We start from the raw sequence: 15,298 nt of genomic DNA, 5'->3' as shown, positions 1-15,298 counted from the left end.
ACTGCCGCGGGAGGGTGATGGCAGAGCCGCAGCCTAGTGACCAGATCGCCTGGAACCAGCCAGGCGCGAGCTTTTGTCGAATCCGCGGGGGCGGATGCCGGGATATCATACCTGGCCAAGGGGCTCGTCGGTGCGGTGCGGGATACCGATCCTGGCGTCTCGCACCGACGAGGCTTTTTCATTTTTTGCCATCCTTGTTTTGGGCGGGGCCGGCTGAGGCCGGAACGAAGCCGTGAACGCCGAAGACCGCATCCGCGCCCTGCCGTGCTGGAACGGCGGCATCGAGATCGAGCCGCTGCCGGGCGGCCTCAGCAACGCCAATTTTGTCGTCACGGATGCGGCCGGGCGCCATGTCGTGCGCTTCGGCCAGGACTTCCCGTTCCACCATGTCTTTCGCGAGCGCGAGGTGATGACGGCGCGGGCAGCGCATGCGGCGGGCTTCGCGCCGGCCGTGCATTATGCCGAGCCCGGCATATTGGTGACGGAATTTCTTGGAGCCAAGACTTTCCTCGGAGAGGATGTGCGCGCCAATCTCGGCAGCGTGGCGGCTCTGCTGCGCGGCTTCCATCGCGAGATGCCGAACCACGTCTCCGGCGCCGGCTTCATGTTCTGGGTGTTCCACGTCATCCGCGACTATGCGCGCACGCTGGACGAAGGCGGCAGCCGAAAGAAGGATCAGTTGCCGCGCTATCTTTCGCTCGCCGACGAGCTCGAGCGGGCGCAGAAGCTTTTGCCGATCGTCTTCGGCCACAACGATCTTTTGCCGGCCAATATTCTCGACGACGGCAAGCGGCTGTGGTTGATCGACTTCGAGTATGCCGGCTTCAACACGGCGATGTTCGACCTCGCCGGCGTCGCGTCCAATGCCGGCATGAGCAACGACGAATCCTTCGCCTTCCTGACCGCCTATTTCATGAAGGAGCCGGACGGCGAAATCCGCCGTTCGCATGCCGCCATGCAATGCGCCTCGCTGCTGCGCGAGGCGATGTGGAGCATGGTCTCCGAGCTTTATCTCGACGCGCCCGGCATCGACTATGTCGCCTATACCGAGGAAAACCTCGTCCGGCTCGACGCGGCGCTTGAGAATTACTGGACGAAATGCGGGACCAAGTCATGACTTTGCCCAGCCATGCCGAAATCGTCGTCATCGGCGGCGGCATCATCGGCTGCTCCACTGCCTATCATCTGGCACGCGACCACAAGGCCGATGTGGTGCTTCTCGAGCAGGGCAAGCTGACCTCGGGCTCGACCTGGCACGCCGCCGGACTGGTCGGGCAGTTGCGCTCCTCGGCCTCGATCACGCGCGTGCTCAAATATTCCGTCGATCTCTACAAGGGACTGGAGGCCGAGACGGGCCTGGCGACCGGTTGGAAGATGACCGGCTGTTTGCGGCTGGCGACGAACGCCGACCGTTGGACCGAATTCAAGCGGCTGGCGACCACGGCAAAAAGCTTCGGCATGGACATGCAGCTTCTGTCGCCTGCGGAGGTGAAGCGCATGTGGCCGCTGATGGAGACCGGCGATCTGGTCGGCGCCTCGTGGCTGCCGACCGACGGGCAGGCAAGCCCCTCCGACATCGCCCAGTCGCTCGCCAAGGGCGCGCGCATGCATGGCGCGAAACTGTTCGAGGACGTGCGCGTCACCGGCTTTGCGATGAAGGACGGCCGCATCACGGCGGTGAAGACTTCAAAAGGCGACATCGCCTGCGGCAAGGTGGTGAACTGCGCCGGGCAGTGGGCAAGGCAGGTCGGCGCGATGGCCGGCATCAACGTGCCGCTGCAGCCGGTAAAGCACCAGTACATCATCACCGAGAAGATCGAGGGACTGGCCAACGACGCGCCGACGATCCGCGACCCCGACCGCCGCACCTATTTCAAGGAAGAGGTCGGCGGGCTGGTGATGGGCGGCTATGAACCCAACCCGCAGGCCTGGACAACCAATCTCCCAGGGGGTGACGTCCCCAACGACTGGGAATTCCGCCTGTTCGACGACGACTACGATCACTTCGAACAGCATATGACCCAGGCGATCGCGCGTGTTCCGGCTCTGCAAACCGCCGGCATCAAGCAGATGATCAACGGATCGGAGAGTTTCACGCCGGATGGCAATTTCATCCTGGGCGTCGCGCCCGAATGCGCCAACATGTTCGTCGGCGCCGGCTTCAACGCCTTCGGCATCGCATCGGGCGGCGGCGCCGGCTGGGTGCTGGCGCAATGGGTGGTCGACGACGAGGCGCCGCTCGACCTCTGGGTGGTCGACATCAGACGCTTCTCCGGCCTGCACCGCGACCGCGACTGGGTCAGCGACCGCACGCTGGAAGCCTATGGCAAGCACTACACGATCGGCTTCCCGCACGAGGAGTATCTGACGGGACGGCCGCGCATCGTCTCGCCGCTCTATGAGCGGCTGAAGACACACCGCGCCGTGTTCGGCTCCAAGCTCGGCTGGGAGCGGCCGAACTGGTTCGCACCGGACGGCGCGGCCGCCGAAGACGTCTATTCGATGGGCCGCCAGAACTGGTTCGGCCCGGTCGGCGGCGAACACCGTCATGTGCGCGAGAAGGTCGGCATCTTCGACCAGTCCTCCTTCGCCAAATACGAGCTGACCGGCGCGGACGCGCTGAAGGCGCTCGACTGGATCTGCGCCAACGACGTCAACAAGCCGGTCGGACGGCTGACCTACACGCAGCTCCTCAACACGCGCGGCGGCATCGAGGCCGACCTCACCGTGTCGCGGCTCGGCGAGGACCGGTTCTACATCGTCACCGGCACCGGCTTCCGCACGCATGATCTGTCCTGGATAAGCGACCATATCGGCTCGGGCCTCGACGCCAGGTTGAAGGACGTCACGGAAGATTTCGGCACGCTGTCGCTGATGGGGCCGCGCGCCCGCGACGTGCTGTCGGCGGTGACGGAGGCCGATGTCTCGAACGCCGCCTTCCCCTTCGGCCATGCGCGCGAGATCGCAATAGCCGGCCATAGCGTGAAGGCGCTGCGCGTCACTTATGTCGGCGAGCTCGGCTGGGAGCTGCATGCGCCGATCGCCGCCACCGGCGAGGTTTTCGACGTGCTGATGGCGGCGGGCAAGGCGCATGGCATTCGCCCGGTCGGCTACCGCGCGCTGGAATCGCTCAGACTGGAGAAAGGCTACCGCGCCTGGGGTTCCGACATCACGCCGAACGACACGCCGCTGGAGGCGGGGCTCGGCTGGGCGGTGAAGCTTCGCAAGAACACCGACTTCGTCGGACGCAGGGCGCTGGGGAAAGCAGCCGGCAAAGCGCCGACGAAACGTTTTGCCGGCTTCACCGTGGACGATCCCGAGATCGTGCTGGTCGGGCGCGAGACGATCCTGCGCAATGGCGAATCGGTGGGCTACCTCACCAGCGGCGGCCACGGCTACACGGTGGGCAAGAACATCGGCTACGGCTATGTGCGCAATGCCGACGGCGTCGGCGACGAGTTCCTTACCTCTGGCGACTACGAATTGGTGGTGGCGATGGAACGCACGCCGGCAAAAATCCATCTCGAGCCGATGTACGATCCGGCCGGAGCAAGGATAAGGGCCTGATCCACGCAGAGCGGGTCAGCTGACGCGCAGCACAAGCCCCCTGCTCGGCACGGTATCGGTTTCGCCCGGCATCGAGGCATAGGGCGCAGTTTCCTCGACGCGCTTCAACCTGCCTTGAGCCTCAAGCCCGGCGATGCGCTCGGCGAAGCCGGCCTGCCAAAGCGTGTTCTTGACGGTCAGCACGATGACGCCGCCTGGACGGCAGATGCGGATCAGCTCGTCCAGTCCCTCGACCCCGACATGGCCCGAGGTGAAGACGCCCGCCGAAATAATGCCGGCATAGGCGCCGCCGGCGAAGGGCAAAGCGTCGCCCATCGCCAGGCGATGCAGCGCCGTGTAGACGCCCTTCGCGCCTGCCTTGTCCAGCATGCCTTGCGAGATGTCGAGCGCCTCGACCCTGGGATAGCCGGTGATGGCCAGCCATTCGCCGATCAGGCCGGTGCCGGCGCCGGCGTCGAGCAACGGTTCGGCGCCGCGCGGCAAGTGCCGGGCAAGCAGCGCAAGGCATATCGTCGGGTGGCGGTAGCCGGCGGCCGACATGTCGGCGTCATAGGTCTCGGACCAGCTGTCATAGATCGCCGCCACTTCCTCAGGCCGCTTCGCGGCGTAGGCCGCGCTTAGCGAGCCGCTGTGCTTGCCGTCCGCCATTTCTGCTCCCGCCGCCGATTCGTATCCGCAATGGTAGCCAAGCGGCAAAAACTGTGGAACCGTTCCGCTATAAAACATCGTGTGATGGTAAAGGGGATGACGATGGACGAGGCGCGCGCCGCGTTGGCCGCCATTCCGGCGCTGGCAGGCTATGACGGACCGCTGCAGCGTTTGGGCGGTCTGACCAACATGGTCTACAGGGCCGGCGAAGCGTGTCTGCGCATTCCCGGCAAGGGCACGCAAGAATATATCAACCGCTCCAACGAGGCGGTGGCGGCGCGCGAGGCGGCCAGGGCCGGCGTCAGTCCCGAAGTGCTCTATGCCGATCCGGCGTCCGGCCTGATGGCGACGCGTTTTATTGCTGGCGCCGAGACGATGTCGCCCGAAAAATTCAAGGCGCGGCCGGGCAGCCCGGCGCGGGCCGGCCAGGCCTTCCACAAGCTCCACTCTTCCGGCGCGGTCTTTCCCTTCCGCTTCGAATTGTTCGCGATGATCGACGACTATCTCAAGGTTTTGTCGACCAAGGACGTGGCGCTGCCCGCCGGCTATCACGACGTGGTGCGCGAGGCGGAAGCTGTGCGCGCGGCCCTTGCCGCGCACGCAATCCCGCTCGCCGCCTGCCATTGCGACCCGCTGTGCGAGAATTTCCTCGATACGGGCGATCGGATGTGGATCGTCGACTGGGAATATTCCGGCATGAACGATCCGCTGTGGGACCTCGGCGACCTTTCGGTCGAGGGCAAATTCGATGTCGGCCAGGACGAGGAACTGATGCACGCCTATTTCGGTGGCGAGGCGAGGCCGGCGGAGCGCGGACGTATCGTCATCTACAAGGCGATGTGCGATCTGCTCTGGACGCTCTGGGGACTGATCCAGCTCGCCAACGACAATCCGGCCGACGATTTCCGAGCCTATGCCGACGGCCGCTTCGCCCGCTGCAAGGCGCTGATGGAGACAACGGAATTCTCTAGGCATCTGGCCGCGATACGCGCGGGTTAGTTCACGCCCTTCGGCACGTTCTCCGGCGGCACCTCGGTCTCCACCACCTTCTGGCGATGGAAGATGAACAGCCCGGCGAGCACGACGATGACCGCGCCGACCAGGATACGCGGCCCCGGGACATCGCCGAAGAACACGAGGCCGAAGACCACAGCCCACAGGAGCAGGGTGTAATGCAGCGGCGCCAGCGTCGAGGCCGGCGCCAGCTTCAGCGCCCTTGTGATCATCAGATGCGCGGCGCAAGAGACGACGCCGAGCAAAAGCATGGCCCCGAAATCGAGCGCCGACGGCGTGCGCCAAGCGCCGATGGTGAGCAGGCCGCCGACAATCAGCGTGCCGATGGTCTGCCAGGTAACCAAAGTCGTGTCGCTGGTGCCGCGCAGGAGACGGCCGAGGATGATAGCGAATCCGAAGGCGATGCTGCCCACGAGCGCGAAGGCCGAAGACAACGAGAACGCCGCCGAGGACGGCTTCAGGATGATCAACACGCCGCAGAAGCCGACCAGGATCGCCAGCCAGCGGCGCCAGCCGACCTTTTCGCCGAGCAAGAGATGCGACAGCGCCGCGACATAGATCGGCCCGGCCATGTAGAAGCTCATCACGTCGGCCAGCGGCAGGTAGACGACCGCGGCATAGAACAGTCCGGTATCGGTTGTGGTGGCCACGACACGCAGGAACTGCAAAACCGGCCGGTCCATGTGAAACAGCCTGGCCGTGCCCTGGTTGGCGATCATCGGACCCAGCACGATGAAGGCGCCGATCGAGCGGATAAGCACCACCTGTCCGACGGAGAAGCTCGCGACCAGCCATTTGCCCATCGCGTCGTTCAGCGCGAACATGAAGTCGCCGGCCAGCATCAAGAGGATGCCGGCGAGCAACATGTTCCTGATCGTGAAATTGCGCGCAAGGGACAGGGCCATGCCGGCTCCCTAGCCGCAAGCAGCCGGTTTGACGAGGGAAATCCGGGGAAATCGGTAAGACCAGCGGCGGAAATCGGCTAGCCGGCCTTGTGCCGCCTGTTCACTTGCCTCGGCCGGCCGGCGATCGACAGCCTGGTCTCCTGCCTGGTCCGCTCGGCCACAACCCTGCCCCTGGCAATGACGCAGAGGCGCTCGGGGCGCAGGCGAACGGCTTCGATCGCATTGCCGGCATCGAGCACGACGAGGCTCGCCCGCTTGCCGACCGCGAGACCCAGATGGTCCAGTCCCATGATGGCGGCGTTGACGTTGGTCACCATGTCGAAGCAGCGCGCCATGTCGGCCGGGCTCGACATCTGCGCGACATGCAGGCCCATGAAGGCGACGTCGAGCATGTCGGCAGTGCCTAGCGAATACCAGGGGTCGAGCACGCAATCCTGGCCCCAGCCGACGCGAATGCCGAGCGCCTGCATCTCCTTGACCCGGGTCAGGCCGCGCCGCTTCGGGAAGGTGTCGTGGCGCCCCTGCAGCATGATGTTGATCAGCGGATTGGGGATTGCCGACACGCCGGCCTCGGCGATGAGCGGCAAAAGCTTCGAGACGTAGTAATTGTCCATCGAATGCATGGAGGTGAGGTGCGAGCCGGCCACCCTGCCCTGCAACCCGAGGCGCTGCGTTTCATAGGCCAGTTGCTCGATATGGCGCGACAGCGGATCATCGGTCTCGTCGCAATGCATGTCGACCATCAGGCCGCGTTTGGCCGCGATCTCGCAAAGCTCCGTGACCGAGCGCGTGCCATCCGCCATGCTGCGCTCGAAATGCGGGATGCCGCCGACGATGTCGACGCCCATGTCGAGCGCGCGGATGGTGTTGTTCAGCGCCGTCGGCGAGCGATAGAGGCCGTCCTGCGGAAACGCGACCAGTTGCAGGTCGATATAGGGCGCGACGGTTTTCTTGACATCGAGCAGCGCTTCCACCGCGAGCAACCGGTCGTCGCAGACGTCGACATGGCTGCGGATGGCGAGCAGGCCCATCGACACCGCCCAGTCGCAATAGGCGAGCGCGCGCTCGCGCACCGCTTCATGCGTCAGAAGCGGCTTCAACTCGCCCCAGAGCGCAATGCCTTCGAGCAGCGTTCCGGAAGCGTTGATGCGCGGGGTGCCGTAAGACAGCGTCGCATCCATATGGAAATGCGGATCGACGAAGGGCGGCGAGACCAGATTGCCGCGGGCGTCGATCTCGCTCGGCGCGGAGCCCGGCAGTTTCTGCTCGACCGCCCGAATGGTTTCGCCGGCAATGCCGATATCGGCAATCCTGCCGTCCGGCAGCGTGCCGCCGCGCACGATGAGGTCGAAATCCATCTGTCGTCACCCTTTTCAAGAATCGGCAATCATCGTGGCCGAAAAGACAGCCCGGCGCAGCCTTTTCTTTCCCCGGGAGCCGAAAGGTTCCATCGCGCCGCAACTCGCTCTATAAGCCGCCTCTCGCCCTCGTGGCGAATCCGAAAATCTCGCAGCCAGACACAGGATCGGCCGTTGTTTCGCTTCTTCCGTTCCACGGAAAACCAGCGCCTCATCGCAAGGCTGGTGAGGGAATCCTTCCACGAGCATAAATTCGGCTATGGCGCGGCCATAGTGTCGATGCTGGTGGTGGCCGCCATGACCGGTGCCAGCGCCTGGATCCTGCGCGAGATCACCAACGAATTCGTCGTCTTCAAGAGGCTCGACCGTGTCAACATGATAGCGGCGAGCGTCGCGGGAATCTTCCTGCTCAAGGGCTTCGCAACGTTCGTGCAGGCCTATTGCATGAGCCGTGTCGGCAACGCCATCATCGCCGACCGGCAGCGCAAAATCTACGATCGCATCCTGGCGCAAGGCATCGAATTCTACCATTCGACCTCGTCGGCCGACCTGATCGCCCGCATGACCAACAACGCTCAGGCCGCGCGCAGCGTGCTCGACCTCGTCGTCACCTCTTATGTGCGCGACCTAGTGACCTTGATCGTGCTGGTCGCGGTCATGGTTTGGCAACAGCCGTGGCTGTCGCTGATCTGCTTTGCCGTCGGGCCAGTAGCGATCTATGGCGTCAACCGCATCCTGAAACGCGTGCGCAAGATCGCGTCCATGGAATTCATGTCGCTTGGCCAGATCGTGCATGTGATGCAGGAGACGGCGATCGGAGTGCGCGTCGTCAAATCCTTCAACCTCGAAGGCGCGATGCGCAAACGCATGTACAAGGCCGTCTCCGATGTCGAGAACCGCGCCAACAACATCGCGACGTTGGAGGCAGCCACCAGCCCGGTGATGGAAACGCTTGCCGGCCTGGCGATCGCCGGGGCGGTCTTCGTCAGCGGGTTCCTGGTGCTGCAGGGCGGGCAAATGCCGGGCAACATCATGGCCTTCATCGCGTCGCTGCTCCTGGCCTATGAGCCGGCAAAGCGCCTGGCCCGCGTTCGCATCTCGCTCGAGACCGGCATCGTCGGCGTGCGCATGATGTTCCAGCTCGCCGACCGGCCGCTGACGCTCGCCGAGAAACCCGGCGCCACTCCGCTGCAACCCGGCCCGGGCGAAATCCGCTTCGACGACGTCGGCTTCGCCTATCCGGAAAGCGCGCCCGTGTTCGACGGCTTCAACCTGACGCTCAAGGCCGGCAAGATGACGGCGCTGGTCGGGCCATCCGGCAGCGGCAAGTCGACGATCCTCAACCTGATCATGCGCATGTACGACCCGCAGACCGGCAAGGTGATGTTCGACGGCCAGGACATCTCGTTCGCGACGCTCGATTCGCTCAGGCAGAAGATCGCCTATGTCAGCCAGGACACGTTCCTGTTCGCCGGCACCGTCATGCACAACATCCGTCTCGGCCGCGAGGGCGCGACCGACGAAGAGGTGATCGCCGCCGCCAAGGCCGCCAACGCGCATGAGTTCATCAGCGCCATGACCAAGGGTTACGACACGGAGGTCGGCGAGAACGGTTCGCTTTTGTCCGGCGGCCAGCGCCAGCGCATCTCGATCGCGCGCGCCATGCTGCGCAACGCCGAGATCCTGCTGCTCGACGAGGCGACCAGCGCGCTCGACGCCGAGTCGGAAGCGCTGTTCCGCGACGCGCTGCAGCAGCTCACCGTCGGCCGCACGACCATCGTGATCGCGCATCGGCTTTCCACCGTGCACCAGGCCAACACGATCGTGGTGCTGGAAAAGGGCAAGGTGGTGGAAAGCGGCCCGCACAAGGCCCTGCTCAAGCAGGGCGGGCTCTACCAGAAACTTTATGAATATCAGCTGATGCCGTAGTGCGGCGCCTCTCCTTCTCCCCTTGCCGGAGAAGGAGAAGCGTTCATTACTCCGGCACTTTCCGCACAGCGCCCTTGTCGGCGCTGGTGGCGAAGGCGGCGTAGGCGCGCAGCGCGGTCGTCACTTTGCGCTTGCGCTTTTCGGTCGGCTTCCAGCCATCCGGGCCTTTCGCATTCATCGCCGTGCGGCGCGCTTCGAGCTCGGCGTCGCTGATGGCGAGCCGGATCGTGCGGTTGGGGATGTCGATCTCGATCGTGTCGCCTTCCTGGACCAGCCCGATCGCGCCGCCTTCGGCGGCTTCCGGCGAAACGTGGCCGATCGACAGGCCGGACGTGCCACCGGAGAAGCGGCCGTCGGTGATCAGGGCGCAGGCTTTGCCGAGGCCCTTCGACTTCAGGTAGCTGGTCGGGTAGAGCATCTCCTGCATGCCGGGGCCGCCGCGCGGTCCCTCATAGCGGATGACGACGATGTCGCCGGCCTTGATCTCGTTGCCGAGGATCGCCTTGACGGAGGCGTCCTGGCTTTCGAAGACGCGAGCCGGGCCGGTGAACTTCAGGATCGATTCGTCGACGCCGGCGGTCTTCACGATGCAGCCGTCGAGCGCCAGATTGCCCTTCAGCACGGCAAGGCCACCGTCTTTCGAGAACGGCGTCTTGGCCGAGCGGATGACGCCTTTCTCCCGGTCGGTGTCGAGCTCGTCCCAGCGGCGGTCCTGGCTGAAGGCCACCTGGGTCGGCACGCCGCCGGGAGCGGCCAGGAAGAAGTCGCGGACGTTTTCGGCAGAGGTGCGCGAAATATCCCAATGGTCGAGGGCCTCGCCAAGGGTCGCCGTGTGCACAGTCGGCAGGTCGCGATTGATCAGACCGGCCTCGTCGAGCTGGCCGAGAATGGCCATGATGCCGCCGGCGCGGTGGACGTCCTCCATGTGGACGTCGGACTTGGCTGGCGCGACCTTGCAAAGCACAGGCACCTTGCGCGACAGCCGATCGATGTCCTCCATGGTGAAATCGACCTCGCCCTCATGGGCGGCGGCGAGGATGTGCAGAACCGTGTTGGTCGAACCACCCATGGCGATATCGAGCGCCATGGCGTTCTCGAAGGCGCCCTTGGAGGCGATGCTGCGCGGCAGTGCCGTTTCGTCGTCCTGCTCGTAATAGCGCTGGGCGAGATCGACGACGAGATGGCCGGCCTCGACGAACAGGCGCTTGCGGTCGGCATGGGTGGCCAAGGTCGAACCGTTGCCGGGCAGAGACAGGCCCAGCGCCTCGGTCAGGCAGTTCATCGAATTGGCGGTGAACATGCCGGAGCAGGAACCGCAAGTCGGGCAGGCCGACCGCTCGATGACCTTGACGTCCTCGTCGGAGATCTTGTCATCGGCAGCCGCGACCATGGCGTCGACCAGATCGAGCGCCTGCGCCTTGCCGGCCAGCACCACCTTGCCGGCCTCCATCGGTCCGCCCGAGACGAAGACGGTCGGGATATTGAGGCGCAGCGAAGCCATCAGCATGCCGGGGGTGATCTTGTCGCAGTTGGAGATGCAGACCATGGCATCGGCGCAATGCGCGTTGACCATGTATTCGACCGAGTCGGCGATCAGCTCGCGCGACGGCAGCGAATAGAGCATGCCGTCGTGACCCATGGCGATGCCGTCATCGACGGCGATGGTGTTGAACTCCTTGGCGACGCCGCCCGCCTTCTCGATCTCGCGCGCGACAAGCTGGCCGAGGTCCTTCAGATGCACGTGGCCCGGCACGAACTGGGTGAAGGAATTGACCACGGCGATGATCGGCTTGCCGAAATCGCTGTCCTTCATGCCGGTTGCGCGCCACAGGCCGCGGGCGCCGGCCATGTTGCGGCCATGGGTGGTGGTGCGGGAACGATAGGCAGGCATCGAACTGTCCTTGCTGGCTGGCCGCGCCGATGCGCGGCGGGCGGCGCTCAAATTTTAGTCGGCAGCGGTTATAGCGATCACGGCCCGGCATGACCACCATTTTGCACTGCGCCAGATTCTTGCGGAAAAACAGCAAGCCTGTGTCGGATCGCGGCCCGCCCGGCCGTCCTTGGGCAGACGGCATGGCACCATTTCTCGCGGCCAGCCGTTTGACGGTAACCGCAAAAGAAGCATTCGGAGGACAAACACATGCAAAAGATCACCACCTGCCTGTGGTTCGACGGCCAGGCCGAAGAGGCGATGAACCATTACATTTCCATCTTCAAGAACTCGAAGGTGCTGAGCATCATGCGCTGGCCCAAGGGCCATCGTGACGAGGGCAAGGTGCTGGTGACCACGTTCGAGCTCGACGGAGTGCCGTTCCAGGCGCTCAATGGTGGACCGGAATTCAATTTCACCGAAGCCATATCGCAATCGATCGACTGCAAGACGCAGGAAGAGGTCGATCATTTCTGGACCAGGCTCAGCGAAGGTGGCGAGCCCGGACCTTGCGGCTGGCTGAAGGACAAGTTCGGCGTTTCCTGGCAGGTGGTGCCGGAACAGCTGCCGCGCCTGCTTATGGACCCCGACCGTGCCAAGGCTGGCCGCGTCATGGACGCCATGATGAAGATGGGCAAGATCGAGATCGACAAGATCGAAGCGGCGGCAAGGGGATGAGAATTAGTGAGTAGTGAGTAGTGAGTAGTGAGTAGTGAGTAGTGAGTAGCGATGCCAGCTCTTTCCAATTACCAATCAACTACTTCACTACTCACTAGAATCACGCCGCCTTGTCGCGGACCTGGTAGTCCTTGACGGTGGCGAAGCGGATCGCCTTCCAGCGCTCGGCCTCGTAATTCAGTGAGAAGGCGTGCTGGGCCAGAAACACCGGATCGTTGTCGAGGTCGCGGGCGATGTCGCCGCGATGCGCTTCGATGAAGCGCTGCACTTCCGCCTTGTCGTCGGCCGAAATCCAGCGGCAGATCGAGAAACGCGACATTTCGAAATCCACGGGAAGCGTGTATTCGATGTTGAGCCGTTCCTTGAGCACGTCGAGCTGCAGCGCGCCGACGACGCCGACGATGGCCGGCGAGCCGTCCTCGGGCGAGAACAGCTGGACGACGCCCTCCTCGGCCATCTGGTGCAGCGCTTCCTTGAGCTTTTTCGCCTTCATGGCGTCGCCGAGCCGCACGCGGCGCAAAATTTCCGGCGCGAAATTGGGCACGCCGCGGAACAGGATCTCCTCGCCTTCGGTCAGCGTGTCGCCGATGCGCAGCGTGCCGTGGTTGGGAATGCCGACGACGTCGCCGGCGTAAGCTTCGTCGGCGGTGACGCGGGTGCGGGCGAAGAAGAATTGCGGCGCCGAGAGCGACATCGGCTTGCCGGTGCGCACAAGCTTGGCCTTCATGCCGCGTTCCAGCGTGCCCGAGCAGACGCGCACGAAGGCGATGCGGTCGCGGTGGTTGGGGTCCATGTTGGCCTGGATCTTGAAGACGAAGGAGGTCATCTTCTCCTCCGTTGCCTCGACCGTTCGGGTATCGGCCTCCTGCGCGCGGGGCGGCGGGCCGTAGGCGCCCAGCGCCTCGATCAGATCGCGCACACCGTAATTGCGCAGCGCCGAGCCGAAATAGACCGGCGTCAGATGACCTTCACGGAAGGCGTCCACGTCGAGCGGGCGGCAGGCTTCCCGCGCGAGCTCCAGTTCCTCGATGAAGGCTTCGCGCTCATTGTCCGGCAAGAGCCCGGCGACGCGGTTGGAATCCGGGCCATTGACGGGCGTGCGCTCCTTTTCCTCATCACCCCTGCGCACGGCATTGAGCGCCAGGTGATAGGTGCCGGAAAACGTCCTGCCGCGGCCGATCGGCCAGGTGATGGGCGCCGTGTCGAGCGCCAGCTTCTGCTCGATCTCGTCGAGGATCTCGAACGGATCACGGCTTTCGCGGTCCATCTTGTTGACGAAGGTGATGATCGGGATGTCGCGCAGCCGGCAGACCTCGAACAGCTTCAGCGTGCGCGGCTCGATGCCCTTGGCGGCGTCGATGACCATGACGGCCGAATCCACCGCCGACAGCGTGCGGTAGGTGTCGTCGGCAAAATCCTCGTGGCCGGGCGTGTCGAGCAGGTTGAAGACATTGCCTTCATATTCGAAGGTCATCACCGAGGTGACGACGGAGATGCCGCGCTCGCGCTCGATCTTCATCCAGTCGGACCGCGTCTGGATGCGATCCTTCTTGGCCTTGACCTCGCCGGCAAGCTGGATGGCGCCGCCGAACAGCAGCAGCTTTTCGGTGAGCGTCGTCTTGCCCGCGTCGGGGTGGGCGATGATCGCGAAGGTGCGGCGGCGCGATACGGCCTGTTCGATGTCTTCTGCCAAGTCGTGGAATCCTGTCTGTGGCGCGGGCTTCTAGCAGCGCTTTCCCGGCCTGTCGACGGTTTTGGGCAGAGTGCTGGTCGCGACCCGGGAAGCGCCACGGGAAAAAGACGTTGGCCTTCAAATCCACGGACCGTCGCTACCGGCCTTTGCCGAACCAGGTGACCGACGAGATTTCCGAGCGCTCGATGCCGATGTCGCGCAGCAGGTAGTCCGGCAACTCGTCCAGCAGGGCGCGATCCCTGCGGATGCGGATGATGCGCGCAAGGAAACTTCCGCCGGCATGGCAGATATCGATGGCCACGGCGAAGGCGCGCCGGAGTACGGACGGACTGGCCGCACGCTCCTGCACAAGGATAGTCATGATCATATCTCCTTTCGATAAAACGGTGAAGGGAGGGCCACCGGTGGCCCTCCCAAAGGCCTTTTGCCGACAAAAGGTCAGGACCGGTCGTGCTCGCAGCTCACATACGGGTTCCAGTCGGCGAACATGCCGGCCGGATTGTGTCGCCAGTGCCAGACGTGGAGTTCGTAGTAGGGGTCCACCGGGTGGACGCCCACCGTCGTCTTGCGTTGCAGGGTGCGGCCGAGGAATTCAGGTACGCTTTTCCCCTTCCAGTCCTTTTCGAAGACGATGTATTCCATGCCGACGAGCTGCATCGAGCCATCGGCCTCCGGCTCGTAGGTCAGCACGTCCGGCTCGCCGAGCACCAGCTTGCCGTCGCCGGCGCGGGCGGGATGGATGAAATGGACGCCCATCGTGCCGTGCTCGTCATGCGTCGTGCATTCGAACAGCTGCTGGTAGCCGTCCGCCTTGGCGACCTTGATGTCGAGATACTTGGCCGCCATTTCTCGGGACCGGTTGAGCACGGGATCGGGCATGTCATGGGCGACTGCAGTGCTGTAAAACAGCGCCAAGGCGCCGACCGCAAGGACGATTTCCGCAAAGCGCTTCACGATCGATCCCTCCCGGTCAGGCGCTGGCGTAAGCCGTCGTCGGATCGAACAGGCGCTTGACCTCGGTGATCTTCGTCGCCGGGAAGCCGCTCATCTTGGCGTGGCGCTGGATGATCGCTTCGTCCTTGGCGAGATAGACGCAAAAAGTCTTGTCGTCGGCCACGAAGGATTCGACCCACTGGATGTCCGGACCGAGCTCGGCCAAAACGGCGTTCGAGGCCTTGGAGGCGTCGCGAAGCTGCTGGCGCTCGAAGGTGCCGACCTTGGGAATCTCCCGTTCGATGATGTATTTCTGCATTTTGCAATCTCCTTGATCTGGGTTCAAATGCCCCGGGCACCCGATCAGGTCGGTGCCGGTGACATGCCGGGGGCCGCTGCGCTAAACTGCGGTCTGGCCCGCCAGGCAGACGGAGAATTACGGAACAGGCGGCCAACGGTCCTTACGCCGCCCTTATCTTCTTCTGATCTTTTGCCTATTGCCGTTACAGGGATTGCTGCCGATGGGAATTTATTGCTTCGGCGACTTCGAACTCAATGAAGACTCCCGTGCCCTTCGTCTCGCTGGAAACGAGATCGAGGCGCAGCCCCTCGTCTTCGATTTCATCGCCATTTTGCTGCGGCA

13 protein-coding genes are annotated in these 15,298 nt (G+C 64.0%); 5 read left to right on the top strand and 8 right to left on the bottom strand.

Going from position 1 to position 15,298, the window contains the following annotated elements; genetic code table 11:
• The first annotated feature begins 232 nt into the window (after positions 1 to 232).
• On the top strand, positions 233 to 1,117 hold the full coding sequence (locus FJW07_RS01450) for a phosphotransferase family protein (protein ID WP_140853983.1): 885 nt from the start codon (positions 233 to 235) through the stop codon (positions 1,115 to 1,117).
• Positions 1,114 to 3,567: an FAD-dependent oxidoreductase gene (locus tag FJW07_RS01445; protein WP_140853981.1), complete on the top strand. Its 2,454-nt coding sequence runs from the start codon at positions 1,114 to 1,116 to the stop codon at positions 3,565 to 3,567. The genes FJW07_RS01450 and FJW07_RS01445 overlap by 4 nt, the downstream gene beginning before the upstream one ends.
• A gap of 15 nt (positions 3,568 to 3,582) precedes the next feature.
• Here FJW07_RS01445 and FJW07_RS01440 read toward each other — a convergent pair whose 3' ends face one another.
• Positions 3,583 to 4,215: a class I SAM-dependent methyltransferase gene (locus FJW07_RS01440; RefSeq protein WP_140853979.1), complete on the bottom strand. Its 633-nt coding sequence runs from the start codon at positions 4,213 to 4,215 to the stop codon at positions 3,583 to 3,585.
• A 96-nt stretch (positions 4,216 to 4,311) separates the two neighbouring features.
• On the opposite strand from FJW07_RS01440, the gene FJW07_RS01435 reads away from it, so the two are divergent.
• Complete coding sequence (locus FJW07_RS01435) at positions 4,312 to 5,214, top strand: phosphotransferase family protein (protein ID WP_140853977.1); 903 nt, start codon at positions 4,312 to 4,314, stop codon at positions 5,212 to 5,214.
• On the opposite strand, the gene FJW07_RS01430 is transcribed toward FJW07_RS01435, so the two are convergent.
• Together FJW07_RS01430 and FJW07_RS01425 are read right to left on the bottom strand one after the other, a co-directional pair.
• Complete coding sequence (locus FJW07_RS01430; RefSeq protein ID WP_140647312.1) at positions 5,211 to 6,134, bottom strand: DMT family transporter; 924 nt, start codon at positions 6,132 to 6,134, stop codon at positions 5,211 to 5,213. The genes FJW07_RS01435 and FJW07_RS01430 overlap by 4 nt on opposite strands.
• Before the next feature lie 77 nt (positions 6,135 to 6,211).
• Positions 6,212 to 7,492 (bottom strand): amidohydrolase family protein, encoded by a 1,281-nt coding sequence (locus tag FJW07_RS01425; protein ID WP_140853975.1) that lies wholly within the window; start codon positions 7,490 to 7,492, stop codon positions 6,212 to 6,214.
• A 174-nt stretch (positions 7,493 to 7,666) separates the two neighbouring features.
• Here FJW07_RS01425 and FJW07_RS01420 point away from each other — a divergent pair, with 174 nt between their 5' ends.
• A complete protein-coding gene (locus tag FJW07_RS01420) occupies positions 7,667 to 9,421 on the top strand; it encodes an ABC transporter ATP-binding protein (RefSeq protein WP_140853973.1) in 1,755 nt (584 codons plus the stop codon).
• A 46-nt stretch (positions 9,422 to 9,467) separates the two neighbouring features.
• On the opposite strand, the gene ilvD is transcribed toward FJW07_RS01420, so the two are convergent.
• A complete protein-coding gene (ilvD, locus tag FJW07_RS01415) occupies positions 9,468 to 11,312 on the bottom strand; it encodes a dihydroxy-acid dehydratase (RefSeq protein ID WP_140853972.1) in 1,845 nt (614 codons plus the stop codon).
• Positions 11,313 to 11,561: 249 nt separating this feature from the next.
• Between ilvD and FJW07_RS01410 the strand changes: the two genes are divergently transcribed.
• Entirely contained in the window at positions 11,562 to 12,029 is a 468-nt protein-coding gene (locus FJW07_RS01410; protein ID WP_140782567.1) for a VOC family protein, read from the top strand.
• A gap of 100 nt (positions 12,030 to 12,129) precedes the next feature.
• On the opposite strand, the gene FJW07_RS01405 is transcribed toward FJW07_RS01410, so the two are convergent.
• The 4 genes from FJW07_RS01405 to FJW07_RS01390 all read right to left on the bottom strand — a co-directional run bounded on the left by FJW07_RS01405 (position 12,130) and on the right by FJW07_RS01390 (position 14,974).
• Positions 12,130 to 13,722 carry a peptide chain release factor 3 gene (locus FJW07_RS01405; protein ID WP_140853970.1) on the bottom strand — a complete coding sequence of 531 codons (1,593 nt, stop codon included), beginning with the start codon at positions 13,720 to 13,722 and terminating at the stop codon, positions 12,130 to 12,132.
• Between the two features lie 136 nt (positions 13,723 to 13,858).
• A complete protein-coding gene (locus FJW07_RS01400) occupies positions 13,859 to 14,083 on the bottom strand; it encodes a DUF1127 domain-containing protein (RefSeq protein ID WP_181182530.1) in 225 nt (74 codons plus the stop codon).
• A gap of 77 nt (positions 14,084 to 14,160) precedes the next feature.
• Positions 14,161 to 14,676, bottom strand: a complete 516-nt coding sequence (locus tag FJW07_RS01395) for a hypothetical protein (protein ID WP_140853967.1) — start codon at positions 14,674 to 14,676, stop codon at positions 14,161 to 14,163.
• 16 nt (positions 14,677 to 14,692) lie between these two features.
• On the bottom strand, positions 14,693 to 14,974 hold the full coding sequence (locus FJW07_RS01390) for a DUF4242 domain-containing protein (RefSeq protein WP_140853965.1): 282 nt from the start codon (positions 14,972 to 14,974) through the stop codon (positions 14,693 to 14,695).
• Between the last annotated feature and the right edge of the window lie 324 nt (positions 14,975 to 15,298).

The sequence above is a fragment of the Mesorhizobium sp. B3-1-9 genome (assembly GCF_006439595.1).
In the GTDB taxonomy this organism is placed as follows: Bacteria; Pseudomonadota; Alphaproteobacteria; order Rhizobiales; family Rhizobiaceae; genus Mesorhizobium.
This window is presented reverse-complemented; position numbering and strand designations above follow the sequence as displayed.